Source organism: Pseudomonas sp. NPDC087358 (genome assembly GCF_044900785.1).
GTDB lineage: Bacteria > Pseudomonadota > Gammaproteobacteria > Pseudomonadales > Pseudomonadaceae > Aquipseudomonas.
Genome location: NZ_JBJDOA010000009.1, coordinates 16,458 through 32,410, shown reverse-complemented (window position 1 = coordinate 32,410; position 15,953 = coordinate 16,458). Strand labels below are relative to the sequence as shown.

The window sequence follows — 15,953 nt, the reverse complement described above, 5'->3', positions numbered from 1 at the left end:
CCCGGTCCTCCACAGGGAGCCAGACCGGGGACCTGAAGGAGCAACCATGAGCCTGCCAAACCCCGCCGATCTGATCAGCCAGATGGCGATCGATCTGAACGCGCACCTGAACAAACGTGGTATCAGCGAGCCCCGGTTCATCGGCATTCGCACCGGCGGCGTGTGGGTCGCCCAGGCCTTGCTTGAGGCGCTTAACAGCCAGTCGCCGCTCGGCACGCTGGACGTTTCCTTTTACCGCGACGATTTCAGCCAGAACGGCCTGCACCCGCAAGTGCGGCCATCGGAACTGCCGTTCGAGATCGAAGGCCAGCATCTGGTGCTGATCGACGACGTCTTGATGAGCGGACGTACCATCCGTGCGGCCCTGAACGAGCTGTTCGACTACGGCCGACCCGCGAGCGTGACCCTGGTTTCGTTGCTCGACCTGGACGCCGCCGACCTGCCGATTCGCCCGAACGTGACCGGCGCGACACTGGCCCTGGCGCCGAACGAGCGGGTCAAGCTCTCCGGCCCGACGCCGCTGACGCTAGAACTGCAAGACCTTTCCACCGATTCCGCCGCCCTCTAAGAGTCCCTTGCGATGACGCCTCTCGACGCCAAGCGCCCGCTGCAGCTGAACCACCAGGGTCAGCTGCAACATTTCCTTTCGCTCGACGGTTTGCCCCGCGAACTGCTCACCGAAATCCTCGATACCGCCGATTCCTTCCTCGAAGTCGGCGCCCGGGCGGTTAAAAAAGTCCCCCTGCTGCGCGGCAAGACCGTGTGCAACGTGTTCTTCGAGAACTCGACGCGCACCCGCACCACGTTCGAACTCGCCGCGCAAAGGCTGTCGGCTGACGTCATCACCCTGAACGTGTCGACCTCCTCGACCAGCAAGGGCGAAACCCTGTTCGACACCCTGCGCAACCTCGAAGCCATGGCAGCCGACATGTTCGTCGTGCGTCACGGCGACTCGGGCGCGGCGCACTTCATTGCCGAGCACGTCTGTCCGCAAGTCGCGATCATCAACGGCGGCGACGGACGTCATGCCCACCCGACCCAAGGCATGCTCGACATGCTGACCATCCGCCGGCACAAAGGCAGCTTCGAAAACCTCTCGGTGGCCATCGTCGGCGACATCCTGCACTCGCGTGTGGCGCGCTCGAACATGATCGCGCTCAAGGCACTGGGTTGCCCGGACATCCGTGTGGTCGCGCCCAAGACGCTGCTACCGGTTGGCGTCGAGCAGTATGGCGTGAAGGTGTATACGGATCTGGCCGAAGGCCTGAAAGATGTCGACGTGGTGATCATGCTGCGCCTGCAGCGCGAGCGCATGTCCGGCGGCCTGCTGCCAAGCGAAGGCGAGTTCTACCGCCTGTTCGGCCTGACCACCGCGCGCCTGGCCGGCGCCAAGCCTGACGCCATCGTCATGCACCCCGGCCCGATCAACCGCGGCGTGGAGATCGAGTCGGCCGTGGCCGACGGCGCCCACTCGGTGATCCTCAATCAAGTGACCTACGGCATCGCCGTGCGCATGGCCGTTTTGTCCATGGCCATGAGCGGTCAAACCGCACAACGCCAGTACGAGCAGGAGAACGCTCAGTGAAGTTCAGCATCCTCGGCGCTCGCGTCATCGACCCTGTCAGCGGTCTGGATCAAGTCCTCGACGTTCACCTGGAAGCCGGCAAGGTGCTCGCCCTTGGCGCAGCGCCTGCCGATTTCACCCCATCGCAGATCATCGACGGTACGGGCCTGGTTGCCGCGCCCGGGCTGGTGGACCTCAACGTGTCCCTGCGCGAACCGGGTTACAGCCGCAAAGGCAGCATCGCCAGCGAAACCCGCGCCGCTGCAGCCGGTGGCGTCACCAGCCTGTGCTGCCCGCCGCGAACCAAACCGGTACTGGATACCTCGGCGGTCGCCGAACTGATCCTGGACCGCGCCCGCGAAGCCGGACACAGCAAGGTCTTCCCCATCGGCGCCCTGAGCAAAGGCCTGGAAGGTGAACAGCTGGCTGAACTGATCGCCCTGCGCGACGCTGGCTGCGTGGCCTTTACCAATGGTCTGGTGAATTTCCGCAGCAACCGCACCTTGTGCCGCGCGCTGGAATACGCTGCGACCTTCGACCTGACGGTGATCTTCAATTCGCAGGATTACGATCTGGCCGAAGGCGGCCTGGCGCATGACGGCCCGACTGCAGCGTTCCTCGGCCTGCCGGGCATTCCGGAAACCGCGGAAACCGTGGCACTGGCCCGCGACCTGCTGCTGGTTGAGCAGAGTGGCGTGCGCGCGCACTTCAGCCAGCTGACCAGCGCCCGCGGCGTTGCGCTGATCGCTCAGGCCCAGGCTCGGGGTCTGCCGGTGACGGCGGATGTCGCGCTGTACCAACTGATCCTGACCGACGAAGCACTGATCGACTTCTCCAGTCTTTATCACGTGCAACCGCCGCTGCGTACCCGTGCCGATCGCGATGCATTGCGTGAGGCGGTCAAGTCGGGCGTGGTTCAAGCGATTTCCAGCCATCACCAGCCTCACGAACGAGACGCCAAACTGGCGCCGTTCGGCGCGACAGAGCCTGGCATCAGCAGCGTTGAGCTATTGCTGCCGCTGGCCATGACGCTGGTTGAGGATGGCTTGCTGGACTTGCCGACGCTGCTGGCACGCCTGAGCGCAGGCCCGGCGACAGCCCTGCGTCTGCCTGCCGGTCAGTTGGCCGCCGGCGCTGCGGCGGACCTGGTGCTGTTCGATCCGGAAGCCTCGACCGTTGCGGGCGAGAAATGGCTGTCCAAAGGCGAAAACTGCCCGTTCCTCGGCCATTGCCTGCCGGGCGCAGTGAAGTACACCTTCGTTGACGGACGGATCAGCTATATCGGGTGATCACGTGGCTTGACCCTTCCGTTTAGGAGCGTGGCTTGTCCCGCGACCTGCCGGGAGCCGGCAGTGAAATCGGTAGACGCGGTATATCAGATAGTCCGCGTTAACTGGATTCACGACGGGTTCCCCGCCGGTCGCGGGACAAGCCACGGCTCCTACAGTGTACGAGGGCCTCACCGACGCTTGGCATTGCACATCGATACCTGATCGTTCAGCGTCCAGAAGTCATACAGCACGCCCACGAAGAACAGGCCGCCCGTGAGCAGATAGATGATGCCGGTGATCCATTTGCCCTGATACATCCTATGCACGCCTAACACGCCGAGGAATGTCAGCAGAATCCAGGCGACGTTGTAGTCCGTCTCGCCTGCGGTGAATCTCAGGTCCGCTTCACGGTCCATCGCCGGGATCAGAAACAAGTCGATCAGCCAGCCGATACCCAGCAATCCGAAGGTCAAAAACCAGATAGTCCCGGTCACCGGCTTGCCGAAATAAAAACGATGGGCGCCGGTAAACCCGAGGATCCACAACAGATAGCCGATGGCTTTACTGTGGGTATCGGGACGCTGAACGTCGGGGTGATAGGTGTTCATTGCTTACCTCTTTTGCACCGATAGAAAAAAATATGCGTAACATCTGTGACTTTCATGCCTCTGTCCGACGTATGGCTTGAACCTCTGGGCATTCGTGCAAACCCTTGTTCTGCAAGGTGAACGACACAGCCATGTGACAGTTTAAGTGTCAAAACTGACTTCCAGGGCAGTAAATTGTTCGACAAGTGGGCTCGGTAACCCGCAAAAAGCTGTTATAAAGTTGCGCGCTGACCAATATGAGCCCTGCCTAATGCGTCCATTTTTCAAGACATGGCTAACTATTTGCCTATTTATGCCACTGGCCGCCCACGCCACCAATCGTGAGCAATCGCTACCCTCGAGTTTCACCGGCTACACCGCGAACAGTCATTCTTCGCCAGCCCGTGAAAAAGTGGTAGCCAAAAACATCGTTGCTGAAGAAGCCCTCGAAGAAACGGCGATGCCGCTCGAGACCTCCAGTAAAAAAAGTCGGGCGACCAAGGGCAAGAAATCCCACGGTTCTCGCAAGATTTCGCAGAACACCGTCGCCCTCGCCACGCCGGCGCAGATGGGGACCAAACAAAGCAGCAATGTAGTCAACCGGGCCGTCAAAGCCATCGGTACACCTTATCGTTGGGGCGGCACCAGCCCAACCAAAGGCTTTGATTGCAGCGGTCTGGTGAAGTACGCGTTCAACGACGTAAGCGAAGTGGACCTGCCGCGTACCTCCAATGCCATGGCCGAAGGGCATGGGCAGAAGGTTGACCGCAAGGATCTGAAGCCGGGCGACTTGCTGTTCTTCAACATCAAGAGCCAGAAAGTGAACCACGTTGCCATCTACCTGGGCGACGACCGTTTCGTCCACGCGCCTCGCCGTGGCAAGTCGGTGACGATCGATACGCTGAAGAAGCCGTACTGGGATAGCCACTACGTGGTAGCCAAGCGCGTCTTGCCCAAGCAAGCCCCTGGCCGTAAAGCCACCCCCGTGCGGATCGCTCAGCGCTGATCAGAGCGGCTGCTTGTGGACAGAGGCCGTAGGCGTCCAGCTTGCTGACGATCTGCCGGGCGCCGACAGCAAAATGAGACACCCTGGTTGTGTCAGGCAGAACCGGTTCAGGGGTTTTGCTGCCGGTTCCCGGCAGATCGCTGGCAAGCCAAGCTCCTACGCCCTCTGGGCAGAAGCGAAATGAACCACCAGCGGCATCTGGTGGTTCATTTGCTATCGCATCAGCGATCAGAAGTTGTCAGGCGTCTTGGCTTTTTCGCGAGCGCTTTCCCGAGTGATCACCCCTTTGCTGACCAGATCCTTCAGACACATATCCAGCGTCTGCATCCCCAGCGAGCCCCCGGTCTGAATGGACGAGTACATCTGCGCCACCTTGTCCTCACGGATCAGGTTACGGATCGCGGAGGTGCCGATCATGATCTCGTGCGCTGCCACGCGGCCACCGCCGACCTTCTTGAGCAATGCCTGGGACACGATCGCATGCAGCGACTCCGACAGCATCGAGCGAATCATCGACTTTTCCTGCGCCGGAAACACATCAACGATCCGGTCGATACTTTTCGCCGCTGAAGTGGTGTGCAGCGTGCCGAATACCAGGTGACCGGTCTCGGCAGCCGTCAGCGCCAGGCGGATCGTCTCCAGGTCACGCAGCTCGCCCACCAGAATCACATCCGGGTCTTCACGCAATGCCGAGCGCAGTGCTTCGGCAAAGCCGTGGGTATCGCGGTGGACTTCACGCTGGTTAATCAGGCTTTTCTTGGACTCGTGAACGAATTCGATCGGGTCTTCAATGGTCAGGATGTGGTGATGCTTGTTGGCGTTCAGGTAATCGACCATCGCTGCCAATGTTGTCGACTTGCCGGAACCGGTGGGGCCGGTGACCAGAACCAGCCCCCGCGGTACGTCGGTAATCTTGCGAAACACTTCTCCCATGCCCAGATCTTCCATGCTCAGGACCTTCGAGGGAATGGTCCGAAACACCGCACCTGCACCACGGTTCTGGTTGAACGCGTTGACCCTGAACCGCGCCACGCCCGGCACTTCGAAGGAAAAGTCCGTTTCCAGATCCTCTTCGAAGTCCTTGCGCTGCTTGTCGTTCATGATGTCGTAGATCAGCGCCTGGACCTCTTTCTGATCAAGCGCTGGCAGGTTGATCCGCCGCACATCGCCATCGACGCGAATCATCGGGGGCAGGCCGGCAGAGAGATGTAAGTCCGACGCGCCTTGCTTGGCACTGAAGGCAAGCAGCTCGGTAATATCCATACAGCTCCTCATCACATAGAATGCCGCAGACTTTAGCCCTGCTGGCGCAAATCAATGTCCACGATAGCAGAGAACATTTCAACGCTCGCGCAGCGAATTCGTAACGCAGCGCAGGCGGCCGGTCGCGATCCGGCGTCAATAGGCCTGCTGGCCGTCAGCAAGACAAAACCGGCGAATGATCTGCGCCAGGCGCATGCCGCCGGACTGCTCGATTTCGGCGAGAACTACCTGCAAGAGGCCCTGGCCAAGCAGGTTGAATTGAACGACCTGCCCTTGATCTGGCATTTCATCGGCCCCATTCAGTCAAACAAGACTCGCGCCATCGCCGAGAACTTTGCCTGGGTGCATTCCGTGGATCGTTTGAAAATCGCACAACGCCTGTCCGAACAACGCCCCACCGAACTGCCCCCGCTCAACATCTGCATCCAGGTCAATGTCAGTGGCGAAGCCAGCAAATCCGGCTGTACCCCCCACGACCTGCCTGCTCTCGCGCACGCCATCAGCGCCCTGCCCAACTTGAGATTGCGCGGCTTGATGGCAATTCCCGAACCGACAGAAAACAGCGACGAACAGAACGCTGCCTTTGCGGCCGTACGCACCTTGCAAGACCAACTGAACCTGCCGCTGGACACTCTTTCAATGGGCATGAGCCACGACCTGGAGGCCGCCGTCGCACAAGGCGCAACCTGGGTACGTATCGGCACTGCCCTATTCGGCGCCCGCGACTACGGGCAGCCTTAACCTTTGCCTCACAGGAAATCGATCATGAGCAAGACCCGTATCGCGTTTATCGGTGCCGGAAACATGGCTGCCAGCCTCATCGGCGGCATGCGTGCCCAGGGCGTCGAAGCTGATCTGATCAGTGCCAGCGATCCTGGCGCTGAAACCCGCGAGCGCGTGGCCAGGGAGCACGGGATCAGGATGGTCGCCGACAACGCCCAGGCCATCGATGGCGCCGATGTGGTGCTGTTGGCGGTCAAGCCGCAGATGATGAAAACCGTCTGCGAGTCGCTCAAACCCGCGCTCAAGCCTGAGCAACTGGTGGTATCGATTGCCGCCGGCATCACCTGCGCCAGCATGCAGGCCTGGCTCGGCGAGCAGCCCATCGTACGCTGCATGCCCAACACGCCGGCTCTGCTTCGCCAAGGCGTGAGCGGCCTGTACGCGACCGCCGATGTATCCCCGACCCAACGCCAGCAGGCCGAAACGCTGCTGTCGGCCGTGGGCATCGCCTTGTGGCTGGATGAAGAAACACAGCTCGATGCCGTCACTGCCGTGTCGGGCAGCGGCCCTGCGTATTTCTTCCTGCTGATCGAAGCCATGACCGCCGCAGGTGTGAAGCTCGGCCTGTCCCACGACGTCGCCGAACAACTGGCCGAGCAGACAGCCCTGGGCGCCGCGCGCATGGCCACCGAGAGCGATGTCGATGCCGCCGAACTACGTCGTCGCGTGACGTCGCCTGCGGGCACGACCGAAGCTGCGATCAAATCTTTCCAGGCAGACGGCTTCGAAGCGGTCGTTGAAAAGGCGCTCAGCGCTGCCGCACACCGCTCGGCCGAGATGGCCGAACTGCTGGGCAAATAAGGAGCAATTCATGAATGCACTCACCGGCGCCACGATTTTCGTCATCCAGACGCTGATCAGCCTGTACCTGACCATCGTCCTGCTGCGTTTCGTGCTGCAACTGGTCAAGGCCAACTTCTACAACCCGCTCTGCCAGTTCACCGTCCGTGCAACCCAGCCACTGCTCAAGCCCATCCGCCGCATCGTGCCAAGCGTGTTTGGCCTGGACACTTCATCCCTGCTGCTGGCCGTGGTGATTCAAGCGCTGTTGATGGCCTTCGTGCTGATGATGACCTACGGCACCATCGGCGATGTTCCGCACCTGTTGATGTGGTCGATCATCGGCATCACCTCGCTGCTGCTGAAGATCTTCTGGGTGGCAATGATCATCATGGTGATCGTCTCCTGGATCGCGCCAGGCACCCATAACCCGGCGGCCGAGCTGGCCTATCAGATCAGCGAGCCGATCCTGGCGCCCTTTCGCCGCATCATCCCCAATCTGGGCGGCATGGACATCTCGCCGATCTTCGCCTTCCTGGCGATTCAGGTGCTGCAGTCCTATGTCATGCCTGAACTGGCTGCCTATGCCGGCATGCCGCAGGAGCTGTGGCGGTTGATTTAAAGATCAGGGGCGAGCGAAACCTTCCATCGCCCCTGATTACCTGCCATACGCAAATTGCTTCTGCCGAAGGCGTGGGAGCTGTGCTTGCCAGCGATCGGCTGCGCAGCAGTCGTAAAGTCTCAATCTTCGCCATGTCTGACACAGCGCATCCGCAGATTTCGTGACCGGTTTCCGGTCAATCGTCAGCAAGCAGGCCTCCCACGCCTTCTGGGCAGAATCAAAAGCCAGCGCTCAAACCCTTCAAATATTTACCTTGTTGCCGCTACCCTGCGCGATCTTTAGACTTACGCCTCATTTCAGCGAGAGCAGGGTCGATGTCCACGGTCTTTCCCAAAGATTCTGTCGGTCTAGTCACGCCGCAAACGGTGCATTTCAGCGAGCCTCTGGCCCTGGCCTGCGGTCGCTCGCTGCCTGCCTACGACCTGATCTACGAAACCTACGGCCAGCTTAATACCGCCAGAAGCAACGCGGTGTTGATCTGCCACGCGCTGTCCGGGCATCACCATGCCGCGGGCTATCACAGCGCCGAAGACCGCAAGCCGGGCTGGTGGGACAGCTGCATCGGCCCCGGCAAACCCATCGACACGAACAAATTCTTCGTGGTCAGCCTGAACAATCTCGGCGGCTGCAACGGCTCGACTGGCCCCAGCAGCATCAACCCGCAAACCGGCAAGCCATTTGGCGCCGACTTCCCGGTGTTGACCGTCGAAGACTGGGTGCACAGTCAGGCACGCCTTGCCGACAACCTGGGCATCGCGCAATGGGCGGCTATCGTCGGTGGCAGTCTGGGCGGCATGCAGGCGTTGCAGTGGACCATGACCTACCCGGACCGCGTGCGTCATTGCCTGGCGATTGCTTCGGCACCCAAACTCTCGGCGCAGAACATCGCCTTCAACGAAGTGGCCCGTCAGGCGATTCTCACCGACCCCGAGTTCCACGGCGGCTCGTTCCAGGAAATGGGCGTGATCCCCAAGCGTGGGCTGATGCTGGCGCGCATGGTGGGGCATATCACCTACCTGTCCGATGACTCCATGGGCGAAAAATTCGGGCGTGGCCTGAAAAACGAGAACCTCAACTACGACTTCCATAGCGTCGAGTTCCAGGTCGAAAGCTACCTGCGCTATCAAGGCGAAGAATTCTCCGGGCGTTTCGACGCCAACACGTACCTGCTGATGACCAAGGCGCTGGATTACTTCGACCCGGCTGCGAACTTCAATGACGATCTGGCCGCGACCTTCGCCAAGGTCACGTCCAAATTCTGCGTGATGTCCTTTACCACCGACTGGCGCTTCTCCCCGGCGCGCTCACGTGAGCTGGTGGATGCCCTGATGGCGGCGAAAAAGGATGTCTGCTACCTGGAGATCGATGCACCGCAAGGCCACGACGCCTTTCTGATGCCGATCCCGCGCTACTTGCAGGCCTTCACCAGCTACATGAACCGTATTGCACTCTGAGGACACCATGAGAGCCGACCTGGAAATCATCCAAGACTGGATACCGGCAGGCAGCCGCGTGCTCGACCTCGGCTGCGGCGACGGCGAACTGCTGGCCTGGCTGCGCGACAACAAGCAAGTCACCGGCTACGGCCTGGAAAACGACGCCGACAATATTGCCCGCTGCGTGGCCCGCGGCGTCAACGTCATCGAGCAGGACCTGGACAAGGGCCTGGGCAACTTCGCCAGCAACAGCTTTGATGTGGTTGTCATGACCCAGGCGCTGCAGGCGGTGCACTACCCCGACCGGATCCTCGACGAAATGCTGCGCGTCGGTCGCCAGTGCATCATTACCTTCCCTAACTTCGGTCACTGGCGCTGCCGCTGGTACCTGGCGAGCAAGGGCCGCATGCCAGTATCCGAATTTCTCCCCAATACGTGGTACAACACGCCCAACATCCACTTCTGCACCTTCGAAGACTTCGAAGCGCTGTGCCGGGGACGGTCTGCCAAGGTCATTGATCGGCTGGCCGTGGATCAGCAGCATCGCCATGGTTGGGCCAGCAAGCTATGGCCTAACCTGTTGGGTGAGATCGGCATCTATCGCGTCAGCAGCCCGGGCTTGCAGGACCACCAGATCGCCGTGTAACCACAACAACAAGGAGAATGATCATGCGTCGTCTGATTGCAACGCTCGGCGTGCTGCTCGCGCTTGCCATGAGCGCTCCGGTGATGGCGGCTGACAGCGCCAGACCCGAGCGACAGGAGAAGTTCGGCGATCTGATCATTCACTACAACGCATTCGCCTCGGGCATGTTGCAGCCCTCCATCGCCAAGGATGCCGGACTGATACGCAGCAAGGGCCAAGGGGTGATCAACATCACCGCCATCCGGGACGGCAAAACCGTCCCTGCCAGCGTCAGCGGCACGATAAAAGACCTGACGGGTCGGGAAAAACCGTTGATCTTCAGGCCGATCAACGAAAACAGCGCCGTCAATTACATCGCACAATTTGCCGTCGAGCCCGACAGCTCTGCCACCTACATCTTCACGATCAACGTGAAGGCCGGTGACGATGACGCGCACACGCTCAGCTTCAACCAGGAAATTTTCTCGGACCAATGATGAACTTCACCCAGCTTGTACTGGCCAGCCACAACGCCGGCAAACTCAAGGAACTCCAGGCCATGCTCGGCGACAGCGTGCAACTGCGCTCGATCGGCGAGTTCAGCAGCGTCGAGCCTGAGGAAACCGGCCTGTCGTTCGTCGAGAACGCGATCCTCAAGGCCCGCAACGCAGCGCGCATCTCCGGCCTGCCTGCGCTGGCCGATGATTCGGGTCTGGCGGTGGACTTTCTGGGCGGCGCCCCGGGCATCTATTCGGCGCGCTATGCCGACGGCAAGGGTGATGCGGCGAACAACGCCAAGCTGCTCGCTGCGCTCCAAGACGTGCCGGAACAACAGCGTGGCGCGCAGTTCGTTTGCGTCCTGGCGCTGGTTCGTCACGCCGATGATCCATTGCCCATTCTTTGCGAAGGCTTGTGGCAAGGCCGCATCCTGACCGCCGCCAGCGGTGAACATGGTTTTGGCTACGACCCGCTGTTCTGGGTGCCTGAGCGCAACGTTTCAAGTGCCGAACTGAGCCCGTCCGACAAGAACCTGATCAGCCACCGCGCTCGGGCCATGGCCATCCTGCGTCAGCGCCTGGAACTGAAATGAGTCAGGATTCAACCACCCGGCCGCTGATTCTCGGCGCGGCCGGTTTCAGCTCGGAGCAACCGAGACACCCGTTGCCCGAGCTGCCCCCGTTGTCGTTGTACATCCACATCCCATGGTGCGTGCGCAAATGCCCGTACTGCGATTTCAACTCGCACACCGCCAGCCCCGTGCTGCCGGAGCAGGAGTACATCGATGCCCTGCTGGCCGACCTCGATCAGGACCTGCCTCACATCTACGGCCGCGAGCTGAGCACGATCTTCTTCGGCGGTGGTACGCCCAGCCTGTTCAGCGCCCAAGCGTTGGGCCGTTTACTCGAGGGCGTCGAGCAGCGCATCCGTTTCGCCCCGGACATCGAGATCACTCTGGAGGCCAACCCCGGCACCTTCGAACAGGTGAAATTCAGTGCCTACCGTGGCTTGGGGATCAATCGCCTGTCCATCGGCATCCAGAGCTTCCAGCAAGCCAAGCTCAAGGCACTCGGGCGCATCCACAATGGCGAGGAGGCCGTGCGCGCTGCCGACATGGCGCGTCAGGCGGGGTTCGACAACTTCAACCTGGACCTGATGCATGGCCTGCCGGACCAGTCTGAGGACGACGCGCTGGGCGATCTGCGTCAGGCCATTGCCCTGGCGCCGACGCATCTGTCCTGGTATCAGCTGACCTTGGAGCCAAACACGGTGTTCTGGAATCAGCCGCCGACGCTGCCCGAAGACGACATCCTCTGGGACATTCAGGAGGCCGGTCAGACGCTGCTTCGGGAAAATGGCTACGCACAGTACGAAGTGTCGGCCTACGCGCAGCCAGGACGCGCTGCGCGACACAACCTCAACTACTGGAGCTTCGGCGATTTCATCGGCATCGGTGCAGGCGCCCACGGCAAGCTCAGCCATCCCGATGGGCGCATCATCCGCACCTGGAAGACCCGACTGCCCAAGGATTACCTCAATCCATCGAAGCCCTGGCAGGCGGGCGAAAAGCTGCTGGCACTCGACGAAATGCCGTTCGAATTCCTGATGAATGCCCTGCGCCTGACTAACGGCGTTGACGCTACATTATTTGGGCAACGCACCGGTCTAAGCGTCGATTCACTCGCTGGCGCCCGTCAACAGGCTGAACAACGTGGCCTGCTGGAGGCCGATCCGGCACGACTGGTCGCGACTGCCCGAGGTCAACTGTTCCTCAATGACCTGCTGCAGTATTTTCTTCTTTAAGGCTTAACGCTAAGGACCCTGAATGGACCTCGTACTCGACCTGCTGGCCACCGTATCGCGCTGGAGTCGCAGCAACCTTTCGGAAATTGCCCTGGCCTTGGTGGGCTGCCTGCTGATTCTGTTCGGAGCTGACATCAAAGGCTGGATCGAAGGACGTTTGAGCAGCTTCGCCGGCGCATTGCGCGTGCCGGTGATGGCTTTGCTGTGCACCATCGGCAGCGGCGCGGCGCTGATCTATGCCACGCCCTGGGTGGTGCGCGGCCTCAGCCAGTTCAACAACTACAGCCTGGCGCCGGTATTGTTGGTGGTGCTGGTGTTGATCGGGGTGGTGGCGGATCGCAAGTAAACCGCCCTGTGAACCGATAGCCTGTAGGAGTGAGCTTGCTCACGATGGCTCCTGTCAGCCAATACGTAAATGCTGACAGACAGCAATCGCGAGCAAGCTCACTCCTACAACGATTCAGCAGAATTCAGATCAGGCGATCTTCTCGAACTTCAAATCCCAGACCCCATGCCCCAGACGCTCGCCACGGCGTTCGAACTTGGTGATCGGGCGCTCGGCCGGACGCGGGACGCATTTGCCGTCTTCGGCCAGGTTGCGGTAACCCGGCGCGACGTTCATGACTTCCAGCATGTACTCGGCGTAGGGTTCCCAATCGGTGGCCATGTGCAGGATGCCGCCGGGCTTGAGCTTGCTGAGGACCAGCGCGGCGAACTCGGCCTGAACGATCCGGCGCTTGTGGTGACGCGACTTGTGCCATGGGTCCGGGAAAAACAGCATCAGACGGTCGAGGCTGTTGTCGGCCACGCAGCGGTTGAGCACTTCGATTGCATCGCAATCGTAGACCCGCACGTTGGTCAGGCCTTGAGTCAGCACGCCATTAAGCAGCGCACCAACGCCCGGACGGTGCACTTCGACACCGATGAAATCCTGTTCCGGCGCAGCGGCAGCCATCTCCAGCAACGAGTGGCCCATGCCGAAGCCGATTTCCAGGGTACGCGGTGCGCGGCGACCGAACACCGTATCGAAATCAACCGGGGCGTCGGCCAGCGGCAGCACGAACAGCGGCTTGCCCTGGTCCAGACCGCGCTGCTGGCCTTCGGTCATGCGACCGGCGCGCATCACGAAGCTCTTGATGCGCCGATGATGGCTGTCATCGCCCTGTGCTTTACCGTCTTCGTCGTTCATCACTTCGTCGTCCGGAAGTGGGTCAGGCGTTTGCGAATCAATCATCAACAGGCTCTTACTTGATCAGACCATCCAGCGGCGAGGATGCGCTGGCATAAAGTTTCTTGGGCATACGACCAGCCAGGTAAGCCATGCGGCCTGCCAGGATGGCGTGTTTCATGGCTTCGGCCATCAGCACCGGGTGCCCGGCGTGGGCGATGGCCGAGTTCATCAGCACCGCCTCGCAGCCCAGCTCCATGGCGATGGTAGCGTCGGATGCAGTACCGACACCGGCATCGACCAGGACCGGGACTTTCGATTCTTCAAGGATGATCTGCAGGTTGTACGGATTGCAGATACCCAGGCCCGTGCCGATCAGACCGGCCAGCGGCATGACCGCGCAGCAACCGATTTCTGCCAGCTGGCGGGCGATGATCGGGTCATCGCTGGTGTAGACCATCACGTCGAAACCGTCCTTGACCAGGGTTTCTGCGGCCTTGAGCGTTTCGATCACGTTGGGGAACAGGGTTTTCTGGTCGGCCAGCACTTCCAGCTTGACCAGATTGTGGCCGTCGAGCAGTTCACGGGCCAGACGGCATGTGCGTACGGCCTCGATGGCGTCGTAGCAACCGGCGGTGTTGGGCAGGATGGTGTAGCGATCCGGCGGCAGCACGTCCAGCAGGTTCGGTTCGCCCGGGTTCTGGCCCAGGTTGGTCCGGCGCACTGCCACGGTGACGATCTCTGCGCCTGAAGCTTCAATGGCCAGGCGGGTTTGTTCCATATCCTTGTACTTGCCGGTGCCGACCAACAGGCGCGACTGGAAAGTACGACCGGCCACTGTGAACGGCTTGTCGCTACGAACATTGCTCATCGAAAATCCTCTTTACGGTTGAGGTTCTTGCAGTTCTTCTGGCAGCTCTTCCAGGCCGGGGCTCACGCAGCAGCCATTCGCGCCCGCTAGCCACCACCGATGGCGTGCACCACTTCGACCTGATCGCCTTCGGCAAGCGTCGTGGATACATGCTGGCTGCGCGGGACGATATCCAGATTGAGCTCGACCGCGATTCGCCGCCCGGTCAGATCCAGACGCGTCAACAACGCCGCAACGGTCTCACCGTCGGGCAGTTCAAAGGATTCACCGTTCAACTGAATGTGCATGCGAATGGCAGCCATCATTTAAGGGGCGAGCATTCTAGCCCGATCAGCCGGTATGACCAAGGCAAAGGCGTGCCATTCGTCTCGCCCCGGACCTGCGGGTCAGGATTGCCTTACAACGTATCCAGGCCCAGACGCCAGGCGGTCCAGCCCAGGATGAACCAGCCAATCAGAAAGAACAGGCCGCCGATCGGGGTAATGATCCCGAGCTTGCTGACACCGGTCACTGTCAGCAGATACAGACTGCCGGAGAACAGCAGGATGCCCAGGGTGAACGAGATGCCCGCGTAGGTCACCAGCCGGCCCTGAATCTGGGTGGCCAGCACTGCGACGCCGAAAATCGCCAAGGCGTGAATCAGCTGATACAGCACGCCGGTATGAAAGATCGCCAGGTATTCGGGACTCAGGCGGTTCTTCAGGCCATGAGCGGCGAACGCTCCAAGGGCCACACCGGTAAATCCGAAGAAAGCGGCCAGCATGAGAAAGGTTCGAAGCATCGGTGACTCCAGTCAAAAATCGTTCTATCGCGCGTGGTCTGTATAATGGCCCGCTCAACGGGTTCGGCCAAGCCATCTCTATGCTGCGTTTCCTCCTTCGTCGTGTCGCCAAAGGCCTGCTCTGGTTCGCAGTGGCAAGTGTCGTACTGGTTTTGCTCTTTCGTTTCGTACCCCCGCCGTTCACCGCGCTGATGGTCGAGCGCAAGGTCGAGTCCTGGTTCGACGGCCAGCCCATCGACCTGCAGCGCGACTGGGAGCCTTGGGAGAAAATCTCCGACGATCTGAAAGTCGCGGTGATTGCCGGTGAAGACCAGAAATTCGCCGAGCACTGGGGTTTCGATATCGACGCTATCCAGGCCGCACTGGTTCACAACGAACGCGGCGGCTCGATTCGCGGTGCCAGCACGCTGAGCCAGCAGGTCTCGAAAAATCTGTTCCTGTGGTCCGGGCGTAGTTATTTGCGCAAAGGCCTGGAAGCCTGGTTTACCGCGCTTATCGAGGTGCTCTGGTCCAAGCAGCGGATTCTCGAGGTCTACGTCAACAGCGTGGAGTGGGACGATGGCGTGTTCGGCGCGCAGGCGGCGGCCCAGCATCACTTCCATGTCAACGCCAGCCAGCTCTCCACGCAACAAGCGAGCTATCTGGCAGCCGTGTTACCCAATCCCCGCGAGTGGAGCGCCAGCAGCCCCAGCAGCTATGTGTCGCGTCGCGCCGGATGGATTCGTCAGCAGATGCGCCAGTTGGGTGGGGATGAGTATCTGGCGGGGTTGAATCACAGTCGCAGGTGGTGATGGCGATACGATACGCACAATCGACAATTCCACCGCAGCCTCTGCAGGAGTGAGCTTGCTCGCGATTGCGGTGTGTCAGTCACTGGATCACATTCAGGAATAAA

At 60.7% G+C, this 15,953-nt stretch carries 20 protein-coding genes; 14 read left to right on the top strand and 6 right to left on the bottom strand.

Annotated elements, in window-relative coordinates:
- Window positions 1-46: 46 nt before the first annotated feature.
- Genes pyrR through ACI2KS_RS20320 form a run of 3 tightly spaced genes read left to right on the top strand, consistent with a single transcriptional unit; the run spans window position 47 to window position 2,853 of the window.
- Window positions 47-568: a bifunctional pyr operon transcriptional regulator/uracil phosphoribosyltransferase PyrR gene (pyrR, locus tag ACI2KS_RS20330; protein ID WP_404622795.1), complete on the top strand. Its 522-nt coding sequence runs from the start codon at window positions 47-49 to the stop codon at window positions 566-568.
- Between the two features lie 12 nt (window positions 569-580).
- Window positions 581-1,585: an aspartate carbamoyltransferase catalytic subunit gene (locus ACI2KS_RS20325; RefSeq protein WP_404622794.1), complete on the top strand. Its 1,005-nt coding sequence runs from the start codon at window positions 581-583 to the stop codon at window positions 1,583-1,585.
- Window positions 1,582-2,853: a dihydroorotase gene (locus ACI2KS_RS20320; protein WP_404622793.1), complete on the top strand. Its 1,272-nt coding sequence runs from the start codon at window positions 1,582-1,584 to the stop codon at window positions 2,851-2,853. Before ACI2KS_RS20325 ends, ACI2KS_RS20320 begins: the two co-directional genes overlap by 4 nt.
- 170 nt (window positions 2,854-3,023) lie before the next feature.
- On the opposite strand, the gene ACI2KS_RS20315 is transcribed toward ACI2KS_RS20320, so the two are convergent.
- Entirely contained in the window at window positions 3,024-3,443 is a 420-nt protein-coding gene (locus ACI2KS_RS20315; RefSeq protein WP_404622792.1) for an NINE protein, read from the bottom strand.
- 250 nt (window positions 3,444-3,693) lie between these two features.
- On the opposite strand from ACI2KS_RS20315, the gene ACI2KS_RS20310 reads away from it, so the two are divergent.
- A complete protein-coding gene (locus tag ACI2KS_RS20310; protein ID WP_404622791.1) occupies window positions 3,694-4,428 on the top strand; it encodes a C40 family peptidase in 735 nt (244 codons plus the stop codon).
- A gap of 228 nt (window positions 4,429-4,656) precedes the next feature.
- Here the strand turns inward: ACI2KS_RS20310 and ACI2KS_RS20305 are convergent, their stop codons facing one another.
- Complete coding sequence (locus ACI2KS_RS20305) at window positions 4,657-5,691, bottom strand: type IV pilus twitching motility protein PilT (protein WP_404622790.1); 1,035 nt, start codon at window positions 5,689-5,691, stop codon at window positions 4,657-4,659.
- Window positions 5,692-5,745: 54 nt separating this feature from the next.
- Between ACI2KS_RS20305 and ACI2KS_RS20300 the strand changes: the two genes are divergently transcribed.
- From ACI2KS_RS20300 to ACI2KS_RS20260, 9 genes are all read left to right on the top strand, one after another.
- Window positions 5,746-6,432, top strand: coding sequence for a YggS family pyridoxal phosphate-dependent enzyme (locus tag ACI2KS_RS20300; protein ID WP_404622789.1), 687 nt, complete (start codon window positions 5,746-5,748; stop codon window positions 6,430-6,432).
- A 24-nt stretch (window positions 6,433-6,456) separates the two neighbouring features.
- Window positions 6,457-7,275 (top strand): pyrroline-5-carboxylate reductase, encoded by an 819-nt coding sequence (gene proC / locus ACI2KS_RS20295; protein ID WP_404622788.1) that lies wholly within the window; start codon window positions 6,457-6,459, stop codon window positions 7,273-7,275.
- Window positions 7,276-7,285: 10 nt separating this feature from the next.
- The gene (locus ACI2KS_RS20290) at window positions 7,286-7,876 is read left to right on the top strand and encodes a YggT family protein (protein WP_404622787.1); all 591 of its coding nucleotides are present in this window, start codon (window positions 7,286-7,288) and stop codon (window positions 7,874-7,876) included.
- Window positions 7,877-8,190: 314 nt separating this feature from the next.
- Window positions 8,191-9,330 carry a homoserine O-acetyltransferase gene (locus tag ACI2KS_RS20285; RefSeq protein ID WP_404622786.1) on the top strand — a complete coding sequence of 380 codons (1,140 nt, stop codon included), beginning with the start codon at window positions 8,191-8,193 and terminating at the stop codon, window positions 9,328-9,330.
- A 7-nt stretch (window positions 9,331-9,337) separates the two neighbouring features.
- On the top strand, window positions 9,338-9,958 hold the full coding sequence (gene metW / locus ACI2KS_RS20280) for a methionine biosynthesis protein MetW (protein ID WP_404622785.1): 621 nt from the start codon (window positions 9,338-9,340) through the stop codon (window positions 9,956-9,958).
- A 23-nt stretch (window positions 9,959-9,981) separates the two neighbouring features.
- Window positions 9,982-10,434 carry a DUF4426 domain-containing protein gene (locus tag ACI2KS_RS20275; RefSeq protein ID WP_404622784.1) on the top strand — a complete coding sequence of 151 codons (453 nt, stop codon included), beginning with the start codon at window positions 9,982-9,984 and terminating at the stop codon, window positions 10,432-10,434.
- A complete protein-coding gene (gene rdgB / locus ACI2KS_RS20270) occupies window positions 10,431-11,027 on the top strand; it encodes an RdgB/HAM1 family non-canonical purine NTP pyrophosphatase (RefSeq protein ID WP_404622783.1) in 597 nt (198 codons plus the stop codon). Before ACI2KS_RS20275 ends, rdgB begins: the two co-directional genes overlap by 4 nt.
- Complete coding sequence (hemW, locus tag ACI2KS_RS20265; protein WP_404622782.1) at window positions 11,024-12,238, top strand: radical SAM family heme chaperone HemW; 1,215 nt, start codon at window positions 11,024-11,026, stop codon at window positions 12,236-12,238. The genes rdgB and hemW overlap by 4 nt, the downstream gene beginning before the upstream one ends.
- Before the next feature lie 22 nt (window positions 12,239-12,260).
- Window positions 12,261-12,584 carry a DUF3392 domain-containing protein gene (locus ACI2KS_RS20260; protein ID WP_062385487.1) on the top strand — a complete coding sequence of 108 codons (324 nt, stop codon included), beginning with the start codon at window positions 12,261-12,263 and terminating at the stop codon, window positions 12,582-12,584.
- Window positions 12,585-12,713: 129 nt separating this feature from the next.
- Here the strand turns inward: ACI2KS_RS20260 and trmB are convergent, their stop codons facing one another.
- The 4 genes from trmB to ACI2KS_RS20240 all read right to left on the bottom strand — a co-directional run bounded on the left by trmB (window position 12,714) and on the right by ACI2KS_RS20240 (window position 15,058).
- Entirely contained in the window at window positions 12,714-13,427 is a 714-nt protein-coding gene (trmB, locus tag ACI2KS_RS20255) for a tRNA (guanosine(46)-N7)-methyltransferase TrmB (protein WP_404622989.1), read from the bottom strand.
- Window positions 13,428-13,482: 55 nt separating this feature from the next.
- Window positions 13,483-14,277, bottom strand: a complete 795-nt coding sequence (locus ACI2KS_RS20250) for a thiazole synthase (protein WP_404622780.1) — start codon at window positions 14,275-14,277, stop codon at window positions 13,483-13,485.
- Window positions 14,278-14,363: 86 nt separating this feature from the next.
- Window positions 14,364-14,564, bottom strand: coding sequence for a sulfur carrier protein ThiS (gene thiS / locus ACI2KS_RS20245; protein ID WP_404622779.1), 201 nt, complete (start codon window positions 14,562-14,564; stop codon window positions 14,364-14,366).
- A gap of 110 nt (window positions 14,565-14,674) precedes the next feature.
- Window positions 14,675-15,058 carry a DUF423 domain-containing protein gene (locus ACI2KS_RS20240; RefSeq protein ID WP_404622778.1) on the bottom strand — a complete coding sequence of 128 codons (384 nt, stop codon included), beginning with the start codon at window positions 15,056-15,058 and terminating at the stop codon, window positions 14,675-14,677.
- 80 nt (window positions 15,059-15,138) lie between these two features.
- Here ACI2KS_RS20240 and mtgA point away from each other — a divergent pair, with 80 nt between their 5' ends.
- The gene (mtgA, locus tag ACI2KS_RS20235) at window positions 15,139-15,849 is read left to right on the top strand and encodes a monofunctional biosynthetic peptidoglycan transglycosylase (RefSeq protein WP_404622777.1); all 711 of its coding nucleotides are present in this window, start codon (window positions 15,139-15,141) and stop codon (window positions 15,847-15,849) included.
- Window positions 15,850-15,953 lie beyond the last annotated feature (104 nt).

Excerpts from the sequence above, each read along its gene's own strand:
- ACI2KS_RS20285 (WP_404622786.1), top strand. The coding sequence starts at position 8,191 with ATGTCCACGGTCTTTCCCAAAGATTCTGTCGGTCTAGTCACGCCGCAA.
- proC (WP_404622788.1), top strand. The coding sequence starts at position 6,457 with ATGAGCAAGACCCGTATCGCGTTTATCGGTGCCGGAAACATGGCTGCC.
- metW (WP_404622785.1), top strand. The coding sequence starts at position 9,338 with ATGAGAGCCGACCTGGAAATCATCCAAGACTGGATACCGGCAGGCAGC.
- ACI2KS_RS20310 (WP_404622791.1), top strand. The coding sequence starts at position 3,694 with ATGCGTCCATTTTTCAAGACATGGCTAACTATTTGCCTATTTATGCCA.
- mtgA (WP_404622777.1), top strand. The coding sequence starts at position 15,139 with ATGCTGCGTTTCCTCCTTCGTCGTGTCGCCAAAGGCCTGCTCTGGTTC.
- ACI2KS_RS20250 (WP_404622780.1), bottom strand. The coding sequence starts at position 14,277 with ATGAGCAATGTTCGTAGCGACAAGCCGTTCACAGTGGCCGGTCGTACT.
- ACI2KS_RS20290 (WP_404622787.1), top strand. The coding sequence starts at position 7,286 with ATGAATGCACTCACCGGCGCCACGATTTTCGTCATCCAGACGCTGATC.
- ACI2KS_RS20275 (WP_404622784.1), top strand. The coding sequence starts at position 9,982 with ATGCGTCGTCTGATTGCAACGCTCGGCGTGCTGCTCGCGCTTGCCATG.
- trmB (WP_404622989.1), bottom strand. The coding sequence starts at position 13,427 with ATGAACGACGAAGACGGTAAAGCACAGGGCGATGACAGCCATCATCGG.
- ACI2KS_RS20315 (WP_404622792.1), bottom strand. The coding sequence starts at position 3,443 with ATGAACACCTATCACCCCGACGTTCAGCGTCCCGATACCCACAGTAAA.
- ACI2KS_RS20240 (WP_404622778.1), bottom strand. The coding sequence starts at position 15,058 with ATGCTTCGAACCTTTCTCATGCTGGCCGCTTTCTTCGGATTTACCGGT.
- thiS (WP_404622779.1), bottom strand. The coding sequence starts at position 14,564 with ATGCACATTCAGTTGAACGGTGAATCCTTTGAACTGCCCGACGGTGAG.
- ACI2KS_RS20260 (WP_062385487.1), top strand. The coding sequence starts at position 12,261 with ATGGACCTCGTACTCGACCTGCTGGCCACCGTATCGCGCTGGAGTCGC.
- ACI2KS_RS20325 (WP_404622794.1), top strand. The coding sequence starts at position 581 with ATGACGCCTCTCGACGCCAAGCGCCCGCTGCAGCTGAACCACCAGGGT.
- hemW (WP_404622782.1), top strand. The coding sequence starts at position 11,024 with ATGAGTCAGGATTCAACCACCCGGCCGCTGATTCTCGGCGCGGCCGGT.
- pyrR (WP_404622795.1), top strand. The coding sequence starts at position 47 with ATGAGCCTGCCAAACCCCGCCGATCTGATCAGCCAGATGGCGATCGAT.
- ACI2KS_RS20305 (WP_404622790.1), bottom strand. The coding sequence starts at position 5,691 with ATGGATATTACCGAGCTGCTTGCCTTCAGTGCCAAGCAAGGCGCGTCG.
- rdgB (WP_404622783.1), top strand. The coding sequence starts at position 10,431 with ATGATGAACTTCACCCAGCTTGTACTGGCCAGCCACAACGCCGGCAAA.
- ACI2KS_RS20300 (WP_404622789.1), top strand. The coding sequence starts at position 5,746 with ATGTCCACGATAGCAGAGAACATTTCAACGCTCGCGCAGCGAATTCGT.